This is a genomic window from Microcoleus sp. PH2017_09_SFU_O_A, from assembly GCF_020738625.1.
Lineage (GTDB): Bacteria > Cyanobacteriota > Cyanobacteriia > Cyanobacteriales > Microcoleaceae > Microcoleus.
Genome location: NZ_JAEQCF010000049.1, coordinates 81,450 through 102,608, shown reverse-complemented (window position 1 = coordinate 102,608; position 21,159 = coordinate 81,450). Strand labels below are relative to the sequence as shown.

Here is a 21,159-nt window from a genome sequence, read left to right as displayed (position 1 = left end):
AGATTGATTTTTCATGATTTACTGATTGTGTAACAACCAATATAAGTTTCTAGTATCTTATCCTGTTTCTAGTAAGGCAAAAGTAAACATAAGTTAAGAGTTGGGATTCAATCCAGTAAAGCAAAACTTTCCATTATATCATAAAATTATTTTGCAAGAGGTCTAATAAAAACTGTAAGTTATTTAATTTTCATTCCTTAGTACCCAAAATTTGTGGGAAAACCAGAAATATTCATAAAAACTGGGTTTCTGGCTCTCTGGTTGCGTAAATCCCACAGACTGAGCGAAAGTGTTGTAGTCTATAGTTCAGGACGAGTTAACAAGGTGGCTCGCAAAAATGCTGTCAATTGCCCTGGAGATTAAAAGGGATGGCCCGCAGAAGAGTTAGACAAACGTCAAGAGCGAATTTAAAACAAGAGATTTTACTCAATCGAATTACCAATCGCATCCGCAACTCTTTAGAACTGCAAGAGATTTTGACGACAACGGCGCGAGAAATCCGCAGCTTTTTAGGAAGCGATCGGGTAAAAGTTTATCGCTTTGATGCAGACGGTAGCGGCGAGGTGATTGCCGAGGCCATCAACGGCGAAAATGTGCCATCTCTGCTGGGTTTGCGCTTTCCTGCGGGGGACATTCCGCCTAGTGCGCGCGAAATGTTTGTCAAAGCGCGGCAGCGAGTGATTGTAGATGTGGGATTGCAGCATAAAATAATTAATCGCTTAGATTGTCCCGAAACCGGCCAAACTTTAGCGGTTGAAGATATTCGCTATTGTCCTGTAGACCCCTGTCACGCAGAATATCTGGAGGCTATGGGGGTGCGTTCTTCTCTGACGGTGCCGATCGTACATCAAAATCAACTTTGGGGGCTGCTGGCCTGTCACCACAGTCAACCCAAACGGTTTAGCGATCGAGAATTGAACATGGTACAGTTGCTTGTGGATCAGCTTTCAATTGCGATCGCCCAATCTTTTCTCCTCACTCAAGCCCGACAGCAAGCGCGCGACGAAGCCGTTGTCAACCAAATTAGCAGTTTGCTGCACTCTCCTCTGGAACTAAACGAAATTCGGCAAGCAGTTCTCGAACAAAGTGTCAAGCATTTGGACGGTTCGGGAGGACGCTTGTACATTGCCGCCGAATTTGGCGATCGGCCGGCTAAACTTTATACCTGCGGGCAGCAGCCTCCAGACACCAATCTCGAACTCACCGAGTTTTGGCAGCAGATCATGGGGTGGGCCAACCAAGACGAGCAACCAAAAACTGCCGACAGTACCAGCCAATTAGGCATTTATCAAAATCTATATTCCGAGCATTACAGTTCAATTGATACAAATATTTCTAATTTAATCGTCCCGCACTTGTACGCGATTTCCGATATTGCTCAAGAACCTCAAGTCAAATCTTTATCTGCAAATTTTCTCGAAGCTGACATTCGGTCATTTTTGGCAGTACCGCTGCAATACCGCCAACAGTGCATCGGCTGTCTCACCATTTTTCGCGCAGCCGTAGAAACCGAAATTTTGTGGGCTGGCCGTTGCAGTTCCGACGCCCGGAGCGATCGACCCCGACAGTCCTTTGCAGCTTGGAAAGAAATCAAAATCGGCGAAGCTCAAAAGTGGAGCAGCGAGGAACAGAAACTAGCAAAATCATTAGGAACTCACCTGTACATGGCTGCCATGCAGAGGCGCGTCGAGGCGATGATGCGACATCAAGCTTCTCACGACCCCTTAACAGGTTTAGCGAATAGATTACTGTTTAATGAAAGGCTATCTTTAGCTTTAGCTAACGCTCACCAGAATGCAGAAATGTTGGCGGTGATATTTCTAGACTTAGACAGATTTAAAAATGTTAACGATACTCTCGGCCACCCAGTGGGCGACCAGTTGCTGAAAGGTGTATCTCGGCGTTTGACTAACTGTTTGCGCCTCGGGGATTCCATCGCCCGTTGGGGCGGGGATGAATTTACTTTGCTGCTGTACAATATCAACAGCCCCGAGGACGCAACTAAGGTTTGCCAGCGAATAATCCAGAGTTTAAGCACTCCTTTTGATTTTGACGGTCGGGAACTTTATACTAAGGCTAGTTTGGGAATTGCTTTGGCTCCTTATGACGGAGAAGATGCAGAAACCTTACTGAAAAATGCTGATGCTGCGATGTACAAAGCTAAACAGAAAGGTCGGAACAATTATCATTTTTACACGCGGGCGATCGGCAATCAAGTCTCTGAAGAACTCAATTTAGAAAATCAGCTTTACAAAGCTTTGAAACAATCAGAGTTTGTGCTGCACTATCAACCGCAAATCAACTTAAATACTTGCCAAATAGTCGGCATGGAAGCTCTGATTCGCTGGGAGCATCCCGAACGCGGTTTGATTCCTCCCGATCGATTTATTCCCTTAGCTGAGGAAACAGGATTAATCTGCCAAATTGACGAATGGGTACTGCGGACAGCTTGCTTGCAAAATCGAGAGTGGCAGTTATTGGGATTGCCGCCAGTACGGGTAGCTGTGAATTTATCAGGTCGTCAGTTTCTACAAGCTAACACGGTAGAAACCATTGCTAAAATCTTGTCAGAAACCGAGTTAAATCCCGAGTATTTAGAAATAGAAATTACCGAGACAGTTGCCATGACAGATGTAAATTTTACGGTGTCGGTATTGCAGGAGTTGCAGCAAATGGGAATTCAAATTTCTCTGGACGATTTTGGCACAGGTTATTCTTCGCTGTGGTCTCTGAAAAACTTCCCACTGAATAATTTAAAAATAGATAAATCCTTCGTGGCAGATTTGCTCAACGGCAACAGCGGTGCTACGATTGTGAAAGTGGCGATCGCCCTGGGACAGGGCCTGAATTTACAGGTGATTGCTGAGGGAGTGGAAACAGCAGAACAGTTGGCATTTTTGCAATCGCTTCAATGCGATATGGGTCAGGGTTACTTCTTTAGCAAACCCATACCGGCGGCGGCCGCAACCCAATTGTATCTAGAAAATCAACTGAGTAAAATATGTAGTTTAGATTCACAATGAGAAATACTGCTATGGTGCGTGTAAAAAATAAAATTCCTCGCAAGTAACCCTAAATAAAGGTACGTTGTTGCGCTTGGGCGCTCTTTCATATATATAATCAGAGGGCTGAAGCCCAACAACGTACCTAAACGCTCTTTCATATATATAATCAGAGGGCCCAAGCCCAACAACCTACCTAACAGATTACTGCCAAACAAACACTTTGGCTTCGTATTCCGGCAAGTCAATCGTAATATTGTCATCGCCAGATTCCACATCATAATTGCCCGTCCATTCGTGCCACGTTCCGTTTGCTGGGAAGTGGGGAACGCTGTAACCCGCTAGATAATTTTCCGACAGATTCGCAACTACTACAACTCTCGAACCTTCATCGTTCCAGCGAGTGTAAGCAAACACTTTCGAGTCGGGATCTTCGTGGAAAAAGTCGATGTTTTCGGTGTAAAGTGCTTGGTTGTTTTTGCGGAGGTGAATCAAGCCTTTGTAGTATTCCCACAAACCTTTATTCATGTCATTTCCCAGCAGCGTCCAGTCAATTTTTGCTTGCTCGATCGTTTTGGCTTTGTATTCGCCAAATTCTTCGCCCATCCAAATCAGCGGTACGCCAACTGCTGTCATTAACAATACAGAACCCAACTTCGCCCGCTTGAATGCTGGTTCATCCAAAATCCCGCGATCGCCCAATTCTGAGAATACGCGATCGTGATCGTGATTGCTCAGATAATTCACTACATTGGTAGCACCCAAGAAGCCTTGCCGCTTGCAGTCGATCGCATCTTTGAGCCGTTCTAAATCAAAGGTATCGCCGCAGATATGTTCGACTATGCAGTGATAGAAACTGTCGTGCCAGCAGCCGTCCATCGGGCCGTCTATATTGGTGATGCTGGGAGTTTCGGGAATGTATTCGGCAACGGTGTAAAAGGGTTTTGGGCCAGCAGCATTTTTGGCTTCTTGAACTATCCAGTGCATGAAATCGTAGTTGGCAATTTGTCGGGCTGCGTCGAAACGAATGCCGTCGAGATGGTATTCTTGAATCCAATAGCGGACTGTATCGCCGATGAATTTGCGCGCCGGGTAAGTTCCTAAGTTTTCGTCGTAAAATTCGTAGTTGAATTCTGGGCCCCAATTGTTGTCTGGATCGCGGGGGGCGTGGTGGTACCAATAATCGTGATCGATTTGGGTGAGGGGGCTGGATGATTCGGAGTGGTTGTAAATCCCGTCGATGATGACGCGAATTCCGCGCCCGTGACACTCGTCTATCAGGTTTTTGAGTTGTTCGGTGGTGCCGTAGCTGGACTCCGCAGCGAAGAAGTAGCGCGGGTTGTAGCCCCAACTGTAGTCGCCTGGGTATTCTTTGAGGGGCATGAGTTCGATCGCGTTAACGCCGAGTTCGACTAGATAATCGAGTTTTTCGACGACGTGCTCGTACTTGCCGCGGGCGAGGGGATCGGCTTCGCCACCGGAAAAGTCGGCAACGTGCATTTCGTAGATTACTAATTCTCGATCGGCTGGTAGCGGTTTGTCATCGTGCTGCCACACGTAGGTATCCACGATGCGATCGCCATCTTTGATTCTGATCGCGCCGTTTTGAGTGGGATCGTCGATATCAGTCGCGCAGGGATCTACCACATCTACCCACTGATCTGCCTCCAGAAACCAGCTTTTGGACTGCACGCGAAATTTGTATTGATAAACGCCATCCTCCAACTCAACTCGCGTGCGGAAATAACCTTCTTCGTCCTTTGCCATCGGAATTTCTTCCCAATTAGAAAAAGACCCCATCAAGGCAGCTCCTTTGTTGTAGGGAGCAAATAACTGGAATTCAATTGGAGCGCTCATAATGCCTCTTTTTAAGATTTTTCAGTAGCAGTAGATAGTTTTAATCTCGCAAATTGAAGCGAACTCTGGCATCACTCTGCGGATATAATTTATGTAAGTGCTTAACTATTCCTAAAAGTATGAGTATCTGGCCGAGCCTACGCATTTTATGAAGTGACATCGCGCCATACCGACAGTGCGATCGGAATTTTATCAGAAGGAAGAAGGAAGAAGGAAGAAGAAGAAATAAGGAAGAAAACCAATGGTTTGAGCAATTAAGAACGTTCTAAACGTCCGGTGCGGTTGTTATATATAACTTTACCTTGCTCAAGTATAAGTATTAATAATCTGAGAAGTATTTGGCATCTATCTTAAGGTAGATTTACACAGAAAAAGATGATCTTCAATATCTGCACAAGGATAGATGCGGACTTAAATATAGCTTTTAAAACATCAGATTATTCGGCTGGCGATTCTGAGATTTAAGCCTATATCTTCGGCAGTAAAGTGCGCCGAATAATACCCTATACAAGCGCCAACAATTAGTCGGTCGGCGCGCAGTACGCATCCTAAAATTAATGCGTAAGGTGCGCGGGCGCACCCTACTTTTAACTTGCTTTTGCCTGCTGGTGAGGCTTTATCCAACCAAGCCAGAACGCAGGGCGAGAACGGCCGCCTGAGTGCGATCGTCAGCGCACAGCTTGTTCAGAATATTGCGGACATGAGTCTTGACTGTACCGACAGTAATGTACAGCTTTTCGGCGATAGCAGCATTGCTGTAACCCTGCACGATCAGTTCCAAAACTTCTAACTCCCGCTCGGTTAAAGGGTAAGTTTCAATGATGTGACTGAACTCGGGTTCGGCAGCCTTAATTGTGACTCTTTTGCCCTCAGGCTTCGGCTCTTCTGGAGCCGACTCCTTAGTGCGAGCTTGTTTCAGCACGATACGAGCGATCGCCGGATCGATCCAAGAGTTACCTTCATGGGTTACTTTTACTACGTCCAACAACTGGTCGAAGCTGATATCTTTCATGCAGTAAGAGTCAGCTCCGGCGGCAAAAGCTGCCAGAACTTCTTCTTCGTTGTCTTGAAAAGTCAGAATCAAAACTTTGGTATCGGGATCGGAGTCGGCTGCTATCGATTTTTTGAATTTTTGTGTCAGTTCAATGCCGTCAAAATCTGGCAAGCCAATGTCTACAATTGCCACGTCAGGTTTGGTAGACTGAAGCAGTTTCAATCCGTCTGTAGCGTTAGCTGCATCCCCGACAACTTCTATGGTGTCACGCTGTTGTAAAGCTGTGCGGATGCCGACTCTTGTCAGGTCGTGGTCTTCTATTAAAGCAACGCGAATTTTACTCATCTTTCTTCCAATAGTCCGCTAAACTTTTAAAATATCGTCAAGTGACTCAGCCAAACTGAGTAAATTTGAGAATGTGTCCTGATTTAGGGTTTGACAGCCCGCACATCTTTTTCCAGCATACTCATGCAGCCGCCAAGATTGCAAGTAAATTTTTAAATTATTTTGCGGCGCGGGGAAAGCGCGATCGGGACAGGTAAGCTCTCAATGTTTAAACAGTGTAACTGAATTATCCCATTGTCCGCCCCTTGATAGAGGTAAAGATATCACTACCGAGATAGATTTAAAGTATAAAAACTTTTGATGCACATTGGCCGTCAAAATTAATAAAGCTAGCAGCACGAGTCTTGAGCCGGTGTTAGGGCTCAAGTTGAATGCTTATTTATAAAACCAGTTATGACTCACTATCACGCCAATAACTCTTTTCGCTCGGACTTTTCCGACGCGGAAATACTATACAAGGTATCAGAAATAACAGCCCCCCAACACCTAGTTTGCGACGGCGAAACTCTGAACGATCGCCTGTGGTCGGCAATTCCTCATATAGTTTGGAAAGCAAATGCCAGCGGCTGGGCGACTTATTTAGGCGAGCGCTGGGAGGAGTACACGGGGGTACCAGTAGCAGCAGCATTGGGTTTCGGCTATCTGGCGCAGGTTCACCCAGAAGACTGCGCTCGTCTGTTGGCGCGATCGCGCCCGGATGCTGGGCCGCCCCAAAGTTACGAAATACAATTTCGTCTCCGGGCGCAAGAGGGCACTTACCGCTGGAACTTGGCCAGAGGATCGCCCGCCAACCCTGACAGTCATGATGTTTTGGAGTGGGTGGGAACTTACACAGATATGGAGGCGATCGCACAAACTCAAGGCTCGCTCGCAGCAGAAGCAGAAATTTGGCGCCGCCAAGCGTGTCCGGAAGTTAACTTCACAGGCAAAAATTTGGGCAAAATAGACGCAGGGAGTGATTTGCAGGCGATCGAGCGGTTTACAAATTTGTTGAGCCAGCGCAACGGTAACTTGTGCGAGTTGTTGCAAGCGATCGCAGACGCGACTGTGGAGGCGATCGCCGGAGCTGAATTTTGCCTGGTGGCGCTCCCGGAGTGCGATTCCAGCGGCCTCAAACTCAGCGCTGTCGGGGGCGCGGCCAACTTTTCTGCGGGCAGAACCCCGCAGATACAAGACAAGCTGCTGTTGAAAGCGTTTGCGACGGGAGAGTCTCAACTGTGGCGCTCTGAGTCTGGCCCAGGAGTGCCGGCGGCGGCCTGTGCTGCGGCGATCGAGTCGCGGGAAACCGGGCGTTTGGGCGTTTTGGCGATCGGTAACGTCCAAGACAGGACGGCTATTGACAGCGGATCTGTGCAACTGCTGGCGGTGATGGGAAGACAAGCTGCGATCGCAATTAACAGCGCGCGGGCGATCGAAAAATTAAAAAAGCAGGAACAACTTTTAGACTTGCAAAACGAGCTGCTAATTCGCCAACAGGAAGAACTGGAAAATCAGGGGCGGCGCATTCAACAGCAAAAATTGCAACTGCTAGAAGCAGCAAAGTTAAAATCGCAATTTTTGGCCACCATGTCCCACGAATTGCTAACTCCCATGAATGCGATTATCGGCTTTTCCCAATTGCTGCTGCGCCAGCACAAACAACTGCTGAGCGCGCAGCAAATAGATATGGTGGGGCGAATTTTAAATAACGGCAAAAACCTGCTAGTCCTGCTCGACGATATCCTCGACCTCTCCAAAATCGAGAGCGGTCGCACCGAATTAGAAATTGAAGAATTTGATTTAGCGCATTTAGTAATGGATGTGGCTCTGGAATTCGGAAATCAAGCTACCGAAAAGAATGTGGCAATGTCCGTCTGCGTGGGCTTGCAGGATCGGTGTATCGTTAATGACAAGTTGCGGCTGCGGCAAGTTTTGGTGAATCTGATTTCCAACGCGGTTAAATTCACTCATCAGGGCTGCATTTGCATTGAGGTAGGGGAATTAGAGGGCGATCGGCTAATTATCACCGTTCGGGATACAGGAATCGGCATTTCCGAAACAGATCTGCCCCACATTTTCGACAAATTCCATCAAGCCGACCAAAGCACAACCCGCCCATATCCAGGCACTGGTTTAGGACTAGCGATTAGTGCCTCGTTAGTCAAGATAATGAACAGCACAATTACGGTCGAAAGTCAACTAGAAAAAGGTTCGAGATTTGCGATCGAAATCCCGCGAAAAATTAACCCCAAAAAGTCAATTGCTGACTGCAAACATTTTTGATATTGATAGCAGAAGCAAGTTCGGCAACCGATTTTGGAACGGATGTAACGGATTTAACGAAGGTCATATCGAATATCGAATATCGAATTATCGAATCCGGTAGCATCGGAATTATTAGTAGCCGAAATGAGGAGACGGCAGTGCCGTTTCCCTACCGCTATTAATTGTGGGGAAACGGCACTGCCGTCTCCTCTGCAATTCCGGTGTAACCGGAATTGATATCAGTACGGTGTGCACCTTACCGCTTAGGAATGGAAAGGACTGAAGTCCTCACTACGAACCTGCAATCAATTTTATAGTGAGGGCTTTAGCAAAGTCCGATCTAAAGACTAGAAGTTTTCCCAACTTGAGCCTGAGTAGCAATTGGTTTAACATCGGTGTAGCCCATATTATTAGCTACATCGCGCAGCACCGAAATTTGCTGTTCAAACTCCAGACCTTCAATTTGATCTAACACGCCATTCACAGCCTCAGTTGCCTCATATCCTTCGGGGATATCGACAATTTTATCCCCCATATCAATAGCCCAAGCATACCAAACCAGCAACTGATTGTTAGCAGTTAAAGCTCCGTAAGCGCGAGAATAAGGCGTGTCGTCACCGTTGACAATACCTCGCATTATATTCAGTTGTTGGTCGTGGGAAAGGTTGTAAAAATCATTTAGCAACATGGGAGCTAACTCTGGTTCCGCAGCAGTGGGAGCGGCTGGTGTAATTGAGTCTCCCATTTTTTCATAAATAAAGTAGAGCAGTGCCAGTTTTTCATCTGTACCCAAACCGTTTATTTTATCAACCATGTTTTGAGTATCGTCTGAGAGAGCGTGAGTATTGGTCGCGGCGGGTGAGTTCATAAGTTAAAATTCCTTAAAAATGCTTCCAGAATATATAAATATCAACATTTGTAGGTACAAGTCACCATCCCCGAGAGGTAATGCGATTTTAGATTTTAGATTTTAGATTTTAGATTTTGAAATGACTTATTTCATAAGGGTTTTGAGCTTGCAGAGAGTTGTCTTGTTTTCGGAAACTGGTGTAATGCTGAGCCAACGTCTTAAAATAAATCATCCTTGAGATAGAAGCCAACAATACATCTGCGGGAAGATGAAAATAATAGGAATTTTAGCGACAATAATTATATTGAATTGTTAAATAAAAGTAACAAGGAGTCGGCTATGTCTGAAGTTAATCCTCAAGTGAATACAGAATTAGATAACACTCAAACATTTGATGCTCAACAGATAACTGAAAGCGTAGAAGCTGGAGAACAAAAGTTGCCTGAGGTTAATGTATCAGCCGACTACGAAGCTTCAAAAGAATTCAGCGTTAGCGATATCGATCGCACGAGTGCCGGCGCCGAAGCTGCCGCTGCTGCAACTGCGCCTAAATTTGAGATTCCCGCCCCTCAAGAAATTCCTATGCCGGCGGATGCACAGGGAAATCCCGATGATTTTTTAGCGATGGCTAAGGAAGTTAACCGCACAGGTGCACCGGGCAATGTTACGGACGATTTGGTGCAAAAGGCGATCGAAATGGGTACTCCCGGCAGTTAATTTAGAATCGAGACTTAAATTTAGCCCTCTAAGGTACGTAGTTGCGCTTCAGCGCTCTTTCCTGATATTAGCAAAGAGCGCTGAAGCGCAACTACGTACCTAATTTGTTTAAAATTGGTATTGCTAATGTATCAAGTCGATCGCACGACAAATCTTGCCGATCGCGCGATCGGGCAAAATTTCCACCACCAAATCCACGCCATCGCCCTCAAGCATCGACTGAATATATAACTCAGGATGCAGTGCTTTCCAGAAATATTCCACAAACCGATTAATTTCCGACTCTGACATTCCCGACTTCCCCGCAGCCATCATTTCCCGTTCCGCCTGATTGCGCCACACTTGAGAAAGGCGATAATCTCGGGGATACAAAACCATCAACCGATCTAATCGGTTCCACAGTGGCAAATAGTCGTGCAGCTTCGCATTCATATCGCGCGCAAACTGACAGTCGCCCTCTGTGGAAATCGGAAACGGCGCCGCCGCCAAAAACTCGTTCAATTTGCGATCGGCGACTGGATTTACGCCGACAAACCAACCTTCAAACAGTACAATATCCGCACCGGAAATAAGTTCTGATTGACTTCGATCGCCCGCACCTCCCCAGGCTGATTTTTCAAACCGGGGAATTTCTATTTTTTGACTGTCAAATGCTGCTAATTCCCCCGTGTGAGAAGCGCGCAACTGGTCTAAAACGGAGATTCCCAAGTCAATATCGTGAGTGCCGGGGGGGCCGCGCCAAATTAAACGCGGGTCAGCTTGTTGGAGATTTTGGCGATCGGCATAAGTCTTGTAAAGATCGTCTAAAGAAAGGCTGACTGTGGAATATCCCAATTTTCCCAGCATCAGCCTCAAAACTTGGCATAAAGTAGTTTTTCCCGTTCCTTGGACTCCTAAAATTCCTTGAATTAAAGTCCGGTTTAAACTTTGTTTTTCAGTCGATAATTGCATCGCCAGTGGCAGCCACAGATTCCACAAACTTTCTAGAAAAACACTTGACTTGACGGGGAAAGTATGCAGTCGATCGAGTACAGACAGGAATAAATCGGTTTTGTGGCGGACAACATCGGCTGCGTTGTCAGGAGTAATGTTAAAAGCGCGCGATCGCAGATCGTCGGCAAGTTCCCAACAGGCGAGGCGATCGAAATCGGGAGCGATCGGGCGATCGCCCGATCGCCAGCGGTGTAAAATTTCAACAGGCGTTAAAGTCGAGCCAACCATTGTAGATTTTAGGATTGGATAATGGGATGATATTATATCGAGTCGATTACCATAACAAAAATGGTTTGTAGTGCGGACTTCAGTCCGCTCTAACGCTGCGGACTTCAGTCCGCACTACGAACTAATTTTACTGTTTGTAGTGCGGACTTCAGTCCGCTTTCACGCTGCGGACTTCAGTCCGCACTACGAACTAATTTTACTGCGATTAATCGATCAGACACGATATGATTTAATAATAGATATCTTACAAAAGTCGTTTTAATCACATTTTGGAACGGGCAAGATGCCCATTCCACAGAAAAAAAAATTGTGGAACGGGCATCTTGCCCGTTCCTAGCTATTGTGCAAGAGGTCTAATTCAAAAATTCTGTATGAGTTGGGAGGCTGCGCGGACTGGAATTATTTTTTTAAACTTGTATCAAAACTTTCTAAGGGGAGGCTAGTTTTAGGCAAATAATATCTGCAAGCGACAAATATTTTACCATTTTTTAAGAGCCAAGTTTGAAAGCTTCTACAAATAAATTGTAAGTCACGCCAATTTTTAGAGCATTGAGCATTTCCACCCACAAAGCACCAGCCACCAGCCGCCTGCTGCTGTAAACCAGTCGGTTCGCCAACTCGGCGAACAACACCAACATCCCGGCTACGATAATATCCCAATTAGCGGCTTGTCCGGCGATCGTCGAAAGAGCAGTTCCCAAAAAATTGCCGAACAGCAGGCTAATTACCAGCAGCGAAATCCGCCGCCAAGGATTGCTAGCCCAGCGTGCAAATTGCTCGCCCAGAACATCAATCAATCTGTTAATTCGGGTATTCTGCATAAAAGTTAAAAGTTATGCGGATGAGTGAGTCGATTTTAGATTTTAGATTTTAGATTTTAGATTTACTTGCAGGATTGAATCTGCTGGGAGATTGAACAGGAGTCTCAAGTTTTTGGCTAGATCCTCAAGAGTATCGGGGCTTGTAGCTGTTTTTGAGCGGGGTTAAAAAATGCCGATCGCCAACAACCCCAAATCCTTACCGGATCAGTATCCGGCAATGTCAAGTCTCAAATTTAACATCTAAAATGGTATTGAGCGATCTGGAGCTTTATAGCCCCGAACCGTCAAGTAATTAAGTGTAGCTGTATCTTGTGGCACAGTAGCCCCGGATTCTACATTCAAGATTGGTAGGACTAATTGCAGGGGTGCAGTCTATCCTTTAAGCATAAAATTTATGAAACTTCAAAATTACCAGATATTAATTGGAATGGCGATCGTTCTATTTACAGGAATGTTTCTCGGACGTTTTGAAATCACCATCTCCAACGGTGCAAATCGATCGAGCGATTTGCCCTCAGCAGCCACCGCACTCCCCCCAACACCCCCGGTTTCGAGAGTCGCGACAGGTGCCGCAGACACCGCTAGCAAGCCCAAACCCGAGTTACCCCCAGAAGCAGAGGAAGAAAGCAATTCCTCAATCCCTGTCAATGGCAAAGCTGCCGGCAGTTTGCGAGTCAGCAACCGCAGCGAACACCCAGTGCGAGTGGCCTTGCTGTCGAAACGGCAAACCGAGAAATCCTACGGAAAACCGGCCCACTGGGATTTTGCGCCGGGGGAAGGTGGCGGTAAGGGACTGATGCTATCGCTGCCGGAGGGCAAGTTAAAAGTCAAACAGGGAGACATTCTGGTGGTTTTTGCTCAGGATGGTTCCCGCCGCTACTGGGGGCCTTACGTCGCCGGGGAGACAGCCTCGCCCGCTTGGAATCCCAAAGCCGAAGAATGGCAATTAACTTTGCAGCCGTAAAGGAAGAAGGAAGAAGGAAGAAGGAAGAAGGAAGAAGGAAGAGGGAAGAAGAAAGAAGGAAGAAGGAAGAGGGAAGAAGGAAAGAGGGAAGAGGGAAGAGGGAAGAGGGAAGAGGGAAGAGGGAAGAGGGAAGAAGACATACATGGCAAGCTGGATCGATCGATATGTGACATTTGATTAAGTGGATCTTACTGAGGTGGCCCGGATATTTTGGTTGAGAAACCGGGTTGCTAGGCTATTGTTGAGAACGGTATAAGATGTGAGTTGAAGGGGGTGCGATCGAATTCCCAGTTTCGATCGGGCGAATCTTTCGGTAGACTCTGTATTCGAGTTAAAATTTTAAATCTAAAATCGCAGGAAGTTTGGGTGAAGGAAGTTATTAAAAATTTGTCAGAATATTACAGGCATCGGCCGATGGTACCTTTGTTGCTATCGGTGTTGTGGCTGTGCGCGATCGCCTGGGTAGCTTTCTTGTGGAATTTAGGCAACATCGGCTTAGTTGACGAAACCGAACCGCTGTTTGCTGAAGCCGCCCGTCAAATGACGGTGACAGGGGATTGGATCACTCCTTATTTCAACAGCGAAACCAGGTTTGACAAGCCGCCGTTGATTTACTGGCTGATGGCGGTGGCTTACCACACTCTGGGCGTTAACGAGTGGGCTGTGCGCCTTCCGTCGGCTTTTTGTGCGATCGCCCTGACTTGCCTCGGATTCTACACTCTATCGAAAACAGAAGGAAGAAGGAAGAAGGAAGAAGGAAGAGTCAATGAGGAAGAAGGAAGAGTGAATGAGGAAGAAGCAAAATTCTCCCAATCTCCCAATCTCCCCCTCTTTCTTTCTACTCCTTGGATTGGTGCGGCATTAATAGCTTTAAATCCCCAAACTATTGCCTGGGGGCGGACTGGCGTTTCTGATATGCTATTAGTTGCCTGTATTTGTTCGTCACTTTTGGCATTTTTTCTCGGTTACACGCTAGAAGAACAGAGAGAAAAAGCAGAACTTTCCACCATTTCTGCTGGGCGATTTCCCAATAAATGGTATTTGACTTGTTACGTACTAATTGCCTTAGCAATTCTGGCTAAGGGGCCTGTGGGAATTGTCATCCCAGCGATGATTATTGGTAGCTTCGGGCTGTATTTGGGAAATTTTCGGCAACTTTGGCGCGAAATGCGTCCGCTGTCGGGAATCTTGATTATTTTGGCGATCGCCCTACCTTGGTTTATTCTCGTTACTTTAGCCAACGGTGAAACTTATATTGACAGTTTTTTCGGCTATCACAATTTCCAGCGTTTTACTGGAGTAGTCAACAAGCACTCGGCGCCTTGGTATTTTTACTTTTTTGTAGTGCTCGTCGGTTTTGCGCCTTGGTCAATTTATTTGCCGGTGGCGATCGCGCGTACCCGTTTTTGGCAGCGCAGTTACTGGCGCCGTCAAGCGCGATCGGCACAATTAAGTTTATTTGCCCTATTTTGGTTCGGCTGCATCTTTGGATTTTTCACAATCTCCGTGACAAAATTGCCCAGTTATGTATTGCCTTTACTGCCCGCCACAGCCATTTTGGTAACGCTGCTGTGGAGCGATATTATTGCAGGCAAGCAACCACAAAACAGACCGGGAAAGTTAGAGAAAAAACCAAATTCTTTACCGCGAGGACTGTTAGTTACATACATTGTTAATGTCGTATTTTTATTGATTCTAGCCGGAGCAACTTTCTACTGCTACCACTGGCTGGGAGATGACCCGGCAATGCCCAATTTTCCGCAAGCAATTCAGCAGTCGGGATTGCTGATGGTTGGCGGTGCAATTTGGATAACGGCGGCTGGGGCGATCGCACTTTTACTCTGGAAACGTCAACAACGCTGGATTTTGGTAGCTAACTTCATCGGATTAGTCGCATTTATCATCTTTGGTTTGACTCCCGCCTACAATTTGGTCGATCTCAACCGCCAGTTACCTCTGAGAGAGTTAGCGAAGGTTGTTGTCCAACAAAAACAGCCGGGAGAAGAGTTGATGATGATTGGTTTCTGGAAACCGAGTCTAGTTTTTTACACCCAAGATCCGGTGACTTTCTACCGACTTCCCAGGGGCGCGAAAGACTACATTGAGCAATCCAACAACAACACTTCTCCGATGATTCTCGTGCTGGGATATCCACACAAGTTTGTGGAATTCGGATTGCAGCCAAATCAATATCAACTATTGGACAGTCGCGGCGCCTACCAACTGGCAAGGGTTCCGAGAAAGGCGTTTTTGAATTAGTGTATTGTACTGCGGTTTGGGCGAGCCGACCTATTAGGAAGAGTTCATGGAATTCACTGGAAAATTTGAAACTCACCTTACCGTTGGCCTCAAGGACTTGGACAGAGTAGAGGCGCTTGAACAATGGGGCATTAATCATGGTCTAAAACTTCTCCATATAGTTCTAGACCGTGGGGTTACTGTATCTCAACTAATGTTGACCCGGCATGGGCAAGGTAGCCTGACAAACGAGTTAAAGACGGCATTTGATTCAAGCCAATCTCTAAATGCTGAAGGCTTCACGGTGACACGCATCAAAATTGAGGTGCCACAGTGGAACCAGAGTGTTCCGCAGTCTAATGCCGAAGCACTAAACCATCCATGCGATCGCTACTTTGAGCATCATATCAAACTGTTGCTTGAACCTTCTACTGATATTCTGCCTCTGATTGACCTGGCCGAAAGACATTCTGCTCATCTCTCTCGTAATCTCTTCCAGACTCGGAGTGACCAATATCACGAGCGATTTGTCACTCAGCGTTGTATCTCCGTTGGTCGTGTTGAAGCTCAACAACAACTTCACACTCTCTTAAAAGCGATCGCTACTTTGAGATATTTAGCGATCGATGTCGAAGCAGAATTTGTTGTCTATGATAGTAATCTTGACCTTGACGCAGGTTGGATTCAAGGGAAAGAATCACCAATTTTACACGGATAATTATCAAGCAGAATATAAAATCCGAGGATAGCACGAATAATAGGGAAAGAATCACCAATTTTACACGGATAATTATCAAGCAGAATATAAAATCGGAGGAGAGGATGTATAATAGGGAAAGAATCACCAATTTTACATTAATAACTATCAAGCATAATATAAAGGAGGATTAATGAAATACGATCCGAAGACATACATCATTGTTTCAGAACAAGGTCAGAAAATTGAACGACCAACAGTTTTCGAGCCTGCACTAATTCCCCAGAAGCATCTTCGGGGAGCATTTCGTCTGGGAGAGCCAATATTTGAAGATCCAGAAATTAGAACTCAATGGCTGAATATTCGTCGGCAAGTGATGGATTATCTGCTGCAAATTATTAGTTGTTCAATCTGGAAAGATCGCCTTGTCTTACGAGGTAGTTTATTACTGAAAGCATGGTTAGGAGATGTGGCGAGAGAACCCGGTGATATAGACTGGGTTTTTATACCTCACGATATTAGCGTCAATTCCCCTTTATCTAGAGAATTGTTCAATGGATTAATTCAGATAGTTTCAGCTCATCCTCATGTAGGTAATGCGATTATTGACGTGGACAAAATCTCCCTAACTGAGATTTGGACTTATGAACGTGCATCAGGTAGGCGCATTATTTTTCCTTGGAAAGCAGACGGCTTTCCTTCAGGAGATTTGCATATGGATGTGGTTTTTAATGAAGAACTATTGTGCGATCCAATTCAGGTCTATATCCCTTCCTCAATTGGTGAAAATAGGTTAGTGTGGGCAGCTTCTAAAGAACTGTCATTGGCATGGAAATTGCTTTGGTTAGAAACCGATACTTATCCACAAGGCAAAGATTTGTATGATGCAACACTCTTAGCGGAGCAAACTTCATTGTCTTTTGACATTCTTTATAAAGTTCTTCATTCAAGTGAAGATTGGAAGAATCAGGCGGCAGTGAAACCAAACTTTTCTTGGAAATCTGGATGGCCTTGGACAGAATCACCGTGTTCAGCATATCTAGATTGGGACAACTTTAAGCTAGAGTATCCTGGGGTTGAAGGGGAGGCAAAGGATTGGCAAGCTCGGCTTTCACGGGCCTTAGCACCGACATTTACCAACCTTGATGATTGAACCTTCGTAGTTATTAATAATGATAATTAGCCTGCCATTTGTTCGAGCTACCCTCAACCTGCCTGAAACAATGGATAATGGAGAGGACGCCATTTTAATTGTAAAAGTGTGGTAGCCATGACTGAGTTACTCGAACGTGCGATCGCCAAGTTGAAAACCTTGTCTGCAAGCGAGCAAGATGCCCTCGCTTCAATGATTCTGGAAGAACTTGAAGACGAGAGGCGCTGGGATCGAGCATTCTCCCGTTCCCCAGATGCTCTTGCTAAACTCGCAGCCACCGCAATGGCTGAGTATCATGCAGGTCAAACCCAAGAACTCGATCCAGAAACATTGTGAAGTCACGCACTACAACCGAGTTCCGCAGATTATTTGCTGATTTACCCGAACAAGTTCAACAGCAGACACGCTCGGCGTATCGCCAATTCAAGGAAAACCCAAGTCATCCAAGCCTGCGTTTCAAGAAGGTGCATCCAGACTTACCAATCTAGTCTGCCCGAATTAGCAAAAACTATCGAGCAGTTGGTCAGTTGGATGGAGACACTGCAATCTGGTTTTGGGTTGGTTCACACGCAGACTACGACAAGTTTCTGGGGCAGTTGTAGCAGTGTCTGCAGCCACCCAACATCATCTAGAAAAGCGTATTTAGACGAGTGGAAAATTATGATTCCAATCAATGAAGCTCAACAGCAATTGCAGCAGTTAATAGATTCGGTGAGTGAGTCGCATCAACCTATTGTGATTGCAGGACAGACTAGCAATGCAGTGTTATTATCTGAATCTGATTGGGCATCGGTACAGGAAACATTATATCTACTGTCAGTGCCAGGGATGCGGGAATCGATTCGGGAAGGAATGGCAACGCCGATCGAGGATTGCGCTAGGGAGTTGGAGTGGTGAATTGGAATCTGGTATATACCAAACAGGCACAGAAAGATGCCAAAAAGCTCGCTTCTAGCAATTTACGAGACAAAGCGCAAGAGTTACTAGACATCATTCAAACCAATCCGTTTCAGAATCCGCCACCCTACGAGAAATTGGTGGGAGATTTGGAAGGCGCATATTCAAGGCGAATCAACATTCAGCACCGTCTGGTGTACGAGGTGATTGAGTCAGAGAATACGGTAAAAATTTTGCGGATGTGGACGCATTATGAGTAATGTTTCTAACAAGTTAACTAATACCGAAGGAGTACGATCGCCATTTGGAGCGATGAACTACCACACTAGACGTGCCATAATCAGCGATATTATCTGGTATGCGATCGCCTAGACATATTATGGACGCACTAATCGGCAAAAGTTTACAGGGCGGAAAATATACCCTCGAACAAGAACTCGGGCGAGGCGGCTTTGGAATTACCTTCAGAGCAAATCACCGCTATTTAGGACAGCCCGTCGTTATTAAAACCCTCAACGAATCTCTGCGGCGCGATCCCAAATTTGCCGAGTTCGATCGCAAATTTCAAGACGAAGCAAGGCGGTTGGCTTCCTGCGTCCATCCGAATATAGTCCGCGTCAGCGACTTCTTCATTGAAGACGGACAGCCATACATGGTAATGGACTACATAGCCGGTCAGAATTTGGGCGATGTCGTCGGTTCAAACAATCCCCTCCCAGAAAATCTGGCAATTCTCTACATCACTCAAATTGGCGCTGCTTTGAAAGCAGTTCATCAAAAGGGTTTGCTGCATCGAGATATCAAACCGCAAAACATTCTGTTGCGCCAAGGTACTCAGGAAGTTGTGCTGATCGATTTTGGCATTGCCCGCGAGTTTACAGCAGGCGCAACTCAAAGTCACACTAATATGGTGTCCGACGGTTACGCACCGCCAGAACAGTATTTCGCCCAAGGAAAATATACGCCCGCTACCGATGTTTACGGGCTAGCGGCGACGCTTTACACTTTGCTCACAGCCAGGGTGCCCGTGGCTGCCATTTTGCGAACCAGCCAGCCGATGCCTTCACCCCGCGACTTGCGGCCTGACTTAAGTGTGACTGTGAGTCAAGCGGTGATGCGGGGGATGACGGTAGAGGCTCAAAATCGCCCTGCTAGCGTGGATGAGTGGCTGTCGCTGCTGCACGGGCAGGGTGCAGGGTCGGACACCGGGCCGACGCTGGCGGTGATGCCGGGACACGGGCCTCAGTCGCCGGCAAATCTGAGAACAGCGCCTGCTGTAGTGACGAATGGCTCCGGCAACCGCAAGGTTTGGTTGATTTTGGGGTTGGTGGCGATCGCACTTATATTCGGTGGTTTGGTCGGGATTGCGAGGATTTTCCTCAACGGACAATCTTCGGAACCGGCACCAATAGCGAAGGACGATCGCACTTCCACCCCCGCAGATCCAGACGCGCGCACCAGCCCCGCACCAATTCCCACTCCGACACCCGCACCAATTCCCCCTCGCCAAGAAACTCCGCCGCCTGCTGCTGAAACTCCCGCGCCAACTCCAACTCTCGCGCCAACTCCAACTCTCGCGCCAACTCCAGCACCAACTCCAACTCCAACTCCAACTCCTGAGGCTGGCCAACCCACACCAGCGGAAAAACTGGTTGACAAGCAATTGCCGCCCGATCGATCGCCCCCACCCAGCGAACAACCAGGAACCGGTTATCAGAAGACTCCCACTATCCCAGGGTTTGCCGTTGGTACGCCGGAAAGTCAGATTGTAAGTGCACTGGGAGATCCCACAGACTCTCAATCCCGCGGCTATTGGCCGAATACTCGCACCGCACTTTATGAATTGCTGCCGAACCGGGTGACTCTGGGCTATATTTACGATCGCAATTCCGAACAACTCGTGCAAACAGAGGGTTCTTTTGCCCAGTCGGTGGACGATTTGGTAGTCCGAACCGCGTTAAACGGCATGGTGGGCGGCGCAGATAAGGAGATTTTGCAAGGGTTCCGGGACGTGCAGCAGCGCCGCACCAATCGGTTTAATTTTCAGAAAGGTTCGTTGAAAGGGACGATCGAACGCAACAATCGCGATCGAATTTACATCGGCGTCTGGGACAAAACTTTGCATTAGAAATCTTCCACCGGTGTAGAGAAACCGGGTTTTTTAACGAAAATATTTGCCCAAAATGCTCATTCTCACAGTTGGCGATCGCAAGTGTCACAATACTTAAAGGTTTTTTAGGTACGTAGTTGCGCTTCAGCGCTCAAGCGCAACTACGTACCTTTTTGAATCTGTCTCGGTTAAAAAACCCGGTTTCTTGGTAGTGCGGCCTCTACTATTTGCCAAACAATCCCCAATCCCCAATCCAAAATCCCCAATCCTCAATTCAAAATCCAAAATCTTCAATCCAAAATCTAAAATCTAAAATCCAAAATCGATTGACGTTATACAAAATATTAGCTATGATTAGAGAACACGAGGGGCTGTAATGGTTTCGACAGGGTGGCGAAAGCTGCTCCGTGATGCAGGTCGAGAGGGAGTCTACTCTCGTTAATATCGGCTCAAAAAAAATAGTAAATGCGAACAACATCGTTCCTTTCGCTCGCAAAGCCGTAGCTGTAGCCTAAAAACTTCTCTAGCTTGGTTCAGAGTGTATGCCGCTTAACTCCGTTAAAGGCAGCATAACAACCCCCAACGGATGCCCTAGCTAAACGTTTCTAGTCGTCTAGCCGGGAAAGCAATCACTAGAAAATCCTCCCATTTAGGATAAAGATGGTTCCCGCCCCAAGGATCAGAGGGGATAAACCTGTGAACGATCGGAAGGTAAATACCCATTTTGGACGGCAGTTCGATTCTGCCCAGTTCCATAAAAAAGGTAGCGTAAAATCAATGGTTTAAGCCATTTGAAAGTTACTTTAAAGCATAAAAAGGGCAGAGAATTAATTCTCTGCCCTTTTTGTTTGGGCTATATCTCAAAGGAGTGATATCAAATCCGGTAGCATCGGAATTATTAGTAGCCAAAATCAGGAGACGGCAGTGCCGTGTCCCTACCGACAAATATTGTAGGGAGACGGCACTGCCCTGGACTCTATATCATTCTGGTGTAACCGGAATTGATATCATATCAATTTCATTAGTATCGCAATGATATAAACGGACGA

At 46.5% G+C, this 21,159-nt stretch carries 18 protein-coding genes and 1 other RNA gene; 14 read left to right on the top strand and 5 right to left on the bottom strand.

Annotated features, from left to right (window positions below; all coding sequences use genetic code 11):
• Window positions 1-368 precede the first annotated feature (368 nt).
• Window positions 369-3,023 (top strand): EAL domain-containing protein, encoded by a 2,655-nt coding sequence (locus JGK16_RS19160; RefSeq protein WP_293191753.1) that lies wholly within the window; start codon window positions 369-371, stop codon window positions 3,021-3,023.
• Window positions 3,024-3,206: 183 nt separating this feature from the next.
• Here the strand turns inward: JGK16_RS19160 and JGK16_RS19155 are convergent, their stop codons facing one another.
• Both JGK16_RS19155 and JGK16_RS19150 read right to left on the bottom strand, forming a co-directional pair.
• Window positions 3,207-4,859: an alpha-amylase family glycosyl hydrolase gene (locus JGK16_RS19155; protein WP_293176280.1), complete on the bottom strand. Its 1,653-nt coding sequence runs from the start codon at window positions 4,857-4,859 to the stop codon at window positions 3,207-3,209.
• Between the two features lie 616 nt (window positions 4,860-5,475).
• On the bottom strand, window positions 5,476-6,198 hold the full coding sequence (locus JGK16_RS19150) for a response regulator transcription factor (RefSeq protein ID WP_293149645.1): 723 nt from the start codon (window positions 6,196-6,198) through the stop codon (window positions 5,476-5,478).
• Window positions 6,199-6,591: 393 nt separating this feature from the next.
• Between JGK16_RS19150 and JGK16_RS19145 the strand changes: the two genes are divergently transcribed.
• Together JGK16_RS19145 and JGK16_RS19140 are read left to right on the top strand one after the other, a co-directional pair.
• Window positions 6,592-8,460 (top strand): PAS domain-containing hybrid sensor histidine kinase/response regulator, encoded by a 1,869-nt coding sequence (locus JGK16_RS19145; RefSeq protein WP_293191755.1) that lies wholly within the window; start codon window positions 6,592-6,594, stop codon window positions 8,458-8,460.
• Window positions 8,457-8,624, top strand: a complete 168-nt coding sequence (locus JGK16_RS19140; protein WP_293176276.1) for a hypothetical protein — start codon at window positions 8,457-8,459, stop codon at window positions 8,622-8,624. The genes JGK16_RS19145 and JGK16_RS19140 overlap by 4 nt, the downstream gene beginning before the upstream one ends.
• A gap of 158 nt (window positions 8,625-8,782) precedes the next feature.
• Here the strand turns inward: JGK16_RS19140 and JGK16_RS19135 are convergent, their stop codons facing one another.
• Complete coding sequence (locus JGK16_RS19135) at window positions 8,783-9,310, bottom strand: orange carotenoid protein N-terminal domain-containing protein (RefSeq protein ID WP_293191757.1); 528 nt, start codon at window positions 9,308-9,310, stop codon at window positions 8,783-8,785.
• A gap of 321 nt (window positions 9,311-9,631) precedes the next feature.
• Between JGK16_RS19135 and JGK16_RS19130 the strand changes: the two genes are divergently transcribed.
• Window positions 9,632-10,009 (top strand): hypothetical protein, encoded by a 378-nt coding sequence (locus JGK16_RS19130; protein WP_293191759.1) that lies wholly within the window; start codon window positions 9,632-9,634, stop codon window positions 10,007-10,009.
• A 123-nt stretch (window positions 10,010-10,132) separates the two neighbouring features.
• On the opposite strand, the gene JGK16_RS19125 is transcribed toward JGK16_RS19130, so the two are convergent.
• Both JGK16_RS19125 and JGK16_RS19120 read right to left on the bottom strand, forming a co-directional pair.
• Entirely contained in the window at window positions 10,133-11,230 is a 1,098-nt protein-coding gene (locus tag JGK16_RS19125) for a glycerate kinase (RefSeq protein ID WP_293176269.1), read from the bottom strand.
• 488 nt (window positions 11,231-11,718) lie between these two features.
• Window positions 11,719-12,051, bottom strand: coding sequence for a DUF565 domain-containing protein (locus JGK16_RS19120; protein ID WP_293176267.1), 333 nt, complete (start codon window positions 12,049-12,051; stop codon window positions 11,719-11,721).
• A gap of 394 nt (window positions 12,052-12,445) precedes the next feature.
• On the opposite strand from JGK16_RS19120, the gene JGK16_RS19115 reads away from it, so the two are divergent.
• The 10 genes from JGK16_RS19115 to ssrA all read left to right on the top strand — a co-directional run bounded on the left by JGK16_RS19115 (window position 12,446) and on the right by ssrA (window position 20,868).
• Window positions 12,446-13,015, top strand: a complete 570-nt coding sequence (locus JGK16_RS19115; protein ID WP_293191761.1) for a hypothetical protein — start codon at window positions 12,446-12,448, stop codon at window positions 13,013-13,015.
• Window positions 12,991-13,185, top strand: coding sequence for a hypothetical protein (locus JGK16_RS19110; RefSeq protein ID WP_293191763.1), 195 nt, complete (start codon window positions 12,991-12,993; stop codon window positions 13,183-13,185). The genes JGK16_RS19115 and JGK16_RS19110 overlap by 25 nt, the downstream gene beginning before the upstream one ends.
• Window positions 13,186-13,288: 103 nt before the next feature.
• Window positions 13,289-15,274 carry a glycosyltransferase family 39 protein gene (locus JGK16_RS19105; protein ID WP_366517167.1) on the top strand — a complete coding sequence of 662 codons (1,986 nt, stop codon included), beginning with the start codon at window positions 13,289-13,291 and terminating at the stop codon, window positions 15,272-15,274.
• A 46-nt stretch (window positions 15,275-15,320) separates the two neighbouring features.
• The gene (locus tag JGK16_RS19100) at window positions 15,321-15,971 is read left to right on the top strand and encodes a hypothetical protein (protein ID WP_293191765.1); all 651 of its coding nucleotides are present in this window, start codon (window positions 15,321-15,323) and stop codon (window positions 15,969-15,971) included.
• Window positions 15,972-16,143: 172 nt separating this feature from the next.
• A complete protein-coding gene (locus JGK16_RS19095) occupies window positions 16,144-17,103 on the top strand; it encodes a nucleotidyl transferase AbiEii/AbiGii toxin family protein (protein ID WP_293191767.1) in 960 nt (319 codons plus the stop codon).
• Window positions 17,104-17,220: 117 nt separating this feature from the next.
• The gene (locus JGK16_RS19090; RefSeq protein ID WP_293191769.1) at window positions 17,221-17,439 is read left to right on the top strand and encodes a hypothetical protein; all 219 of its coding nucleotides are present in this window, start codon (window positions 17,221-17,223) and stop codon (window positions 17,437-17,439) included.
• A 324-nt stretch (window positions 17,440-17,763) separates the two neighbouring features.
• On the top strand, window positions 17,764-18,000 hold the full coding sequence (locus JGK16_RS19085; protein WP_293191771.1) for a type II toxin-antitoxin system Phd/YefM family antitoxin: 237 nt from the start codon (window positions 17,764-17,766) through the stop codon (window positions 17,998-18,000).
• A complete protein-coding gene (locus JGK16_RS19080) occupies window positions 17,997-18,260 on the top strand; it encodes a Txe/YoeB family addiction module toxin (RefSeq protein WP_006632711.1) in 264 nt (87 codons plus the stop codon). The genes JGK16_RS19085 and JGK16_RS19080 overlap by 4 nt, the downstream gene beginning before the upstream one ends.
• A gap of 119 nt (window positions 18,261-18,379) precedes the next feature.
• Window positions 18,380-20,128 carry a serine/threonine-protein kinase gene (locus tag JGK16_RS19075; RefSeq protein WP_293191781.1) on the top strand — a complete coding sequence of 583 codons (1,749 nt, stop codon included), beginning with the start codon at window positions 18,380-18,382 and terminating at the stop codon, window positions 20,126-20,128.
• A gap of 349 nt (window positions 20,129-20,477) precedes the next feature.
• Window positions 20,478-20,868, top strand: a transfer-messenger RNA (tmRNA) gene (gene ssrA, locus JGK16_RS19070).
• Window positions 20,869-21,159: the final 291 nt, after the last annotated feature.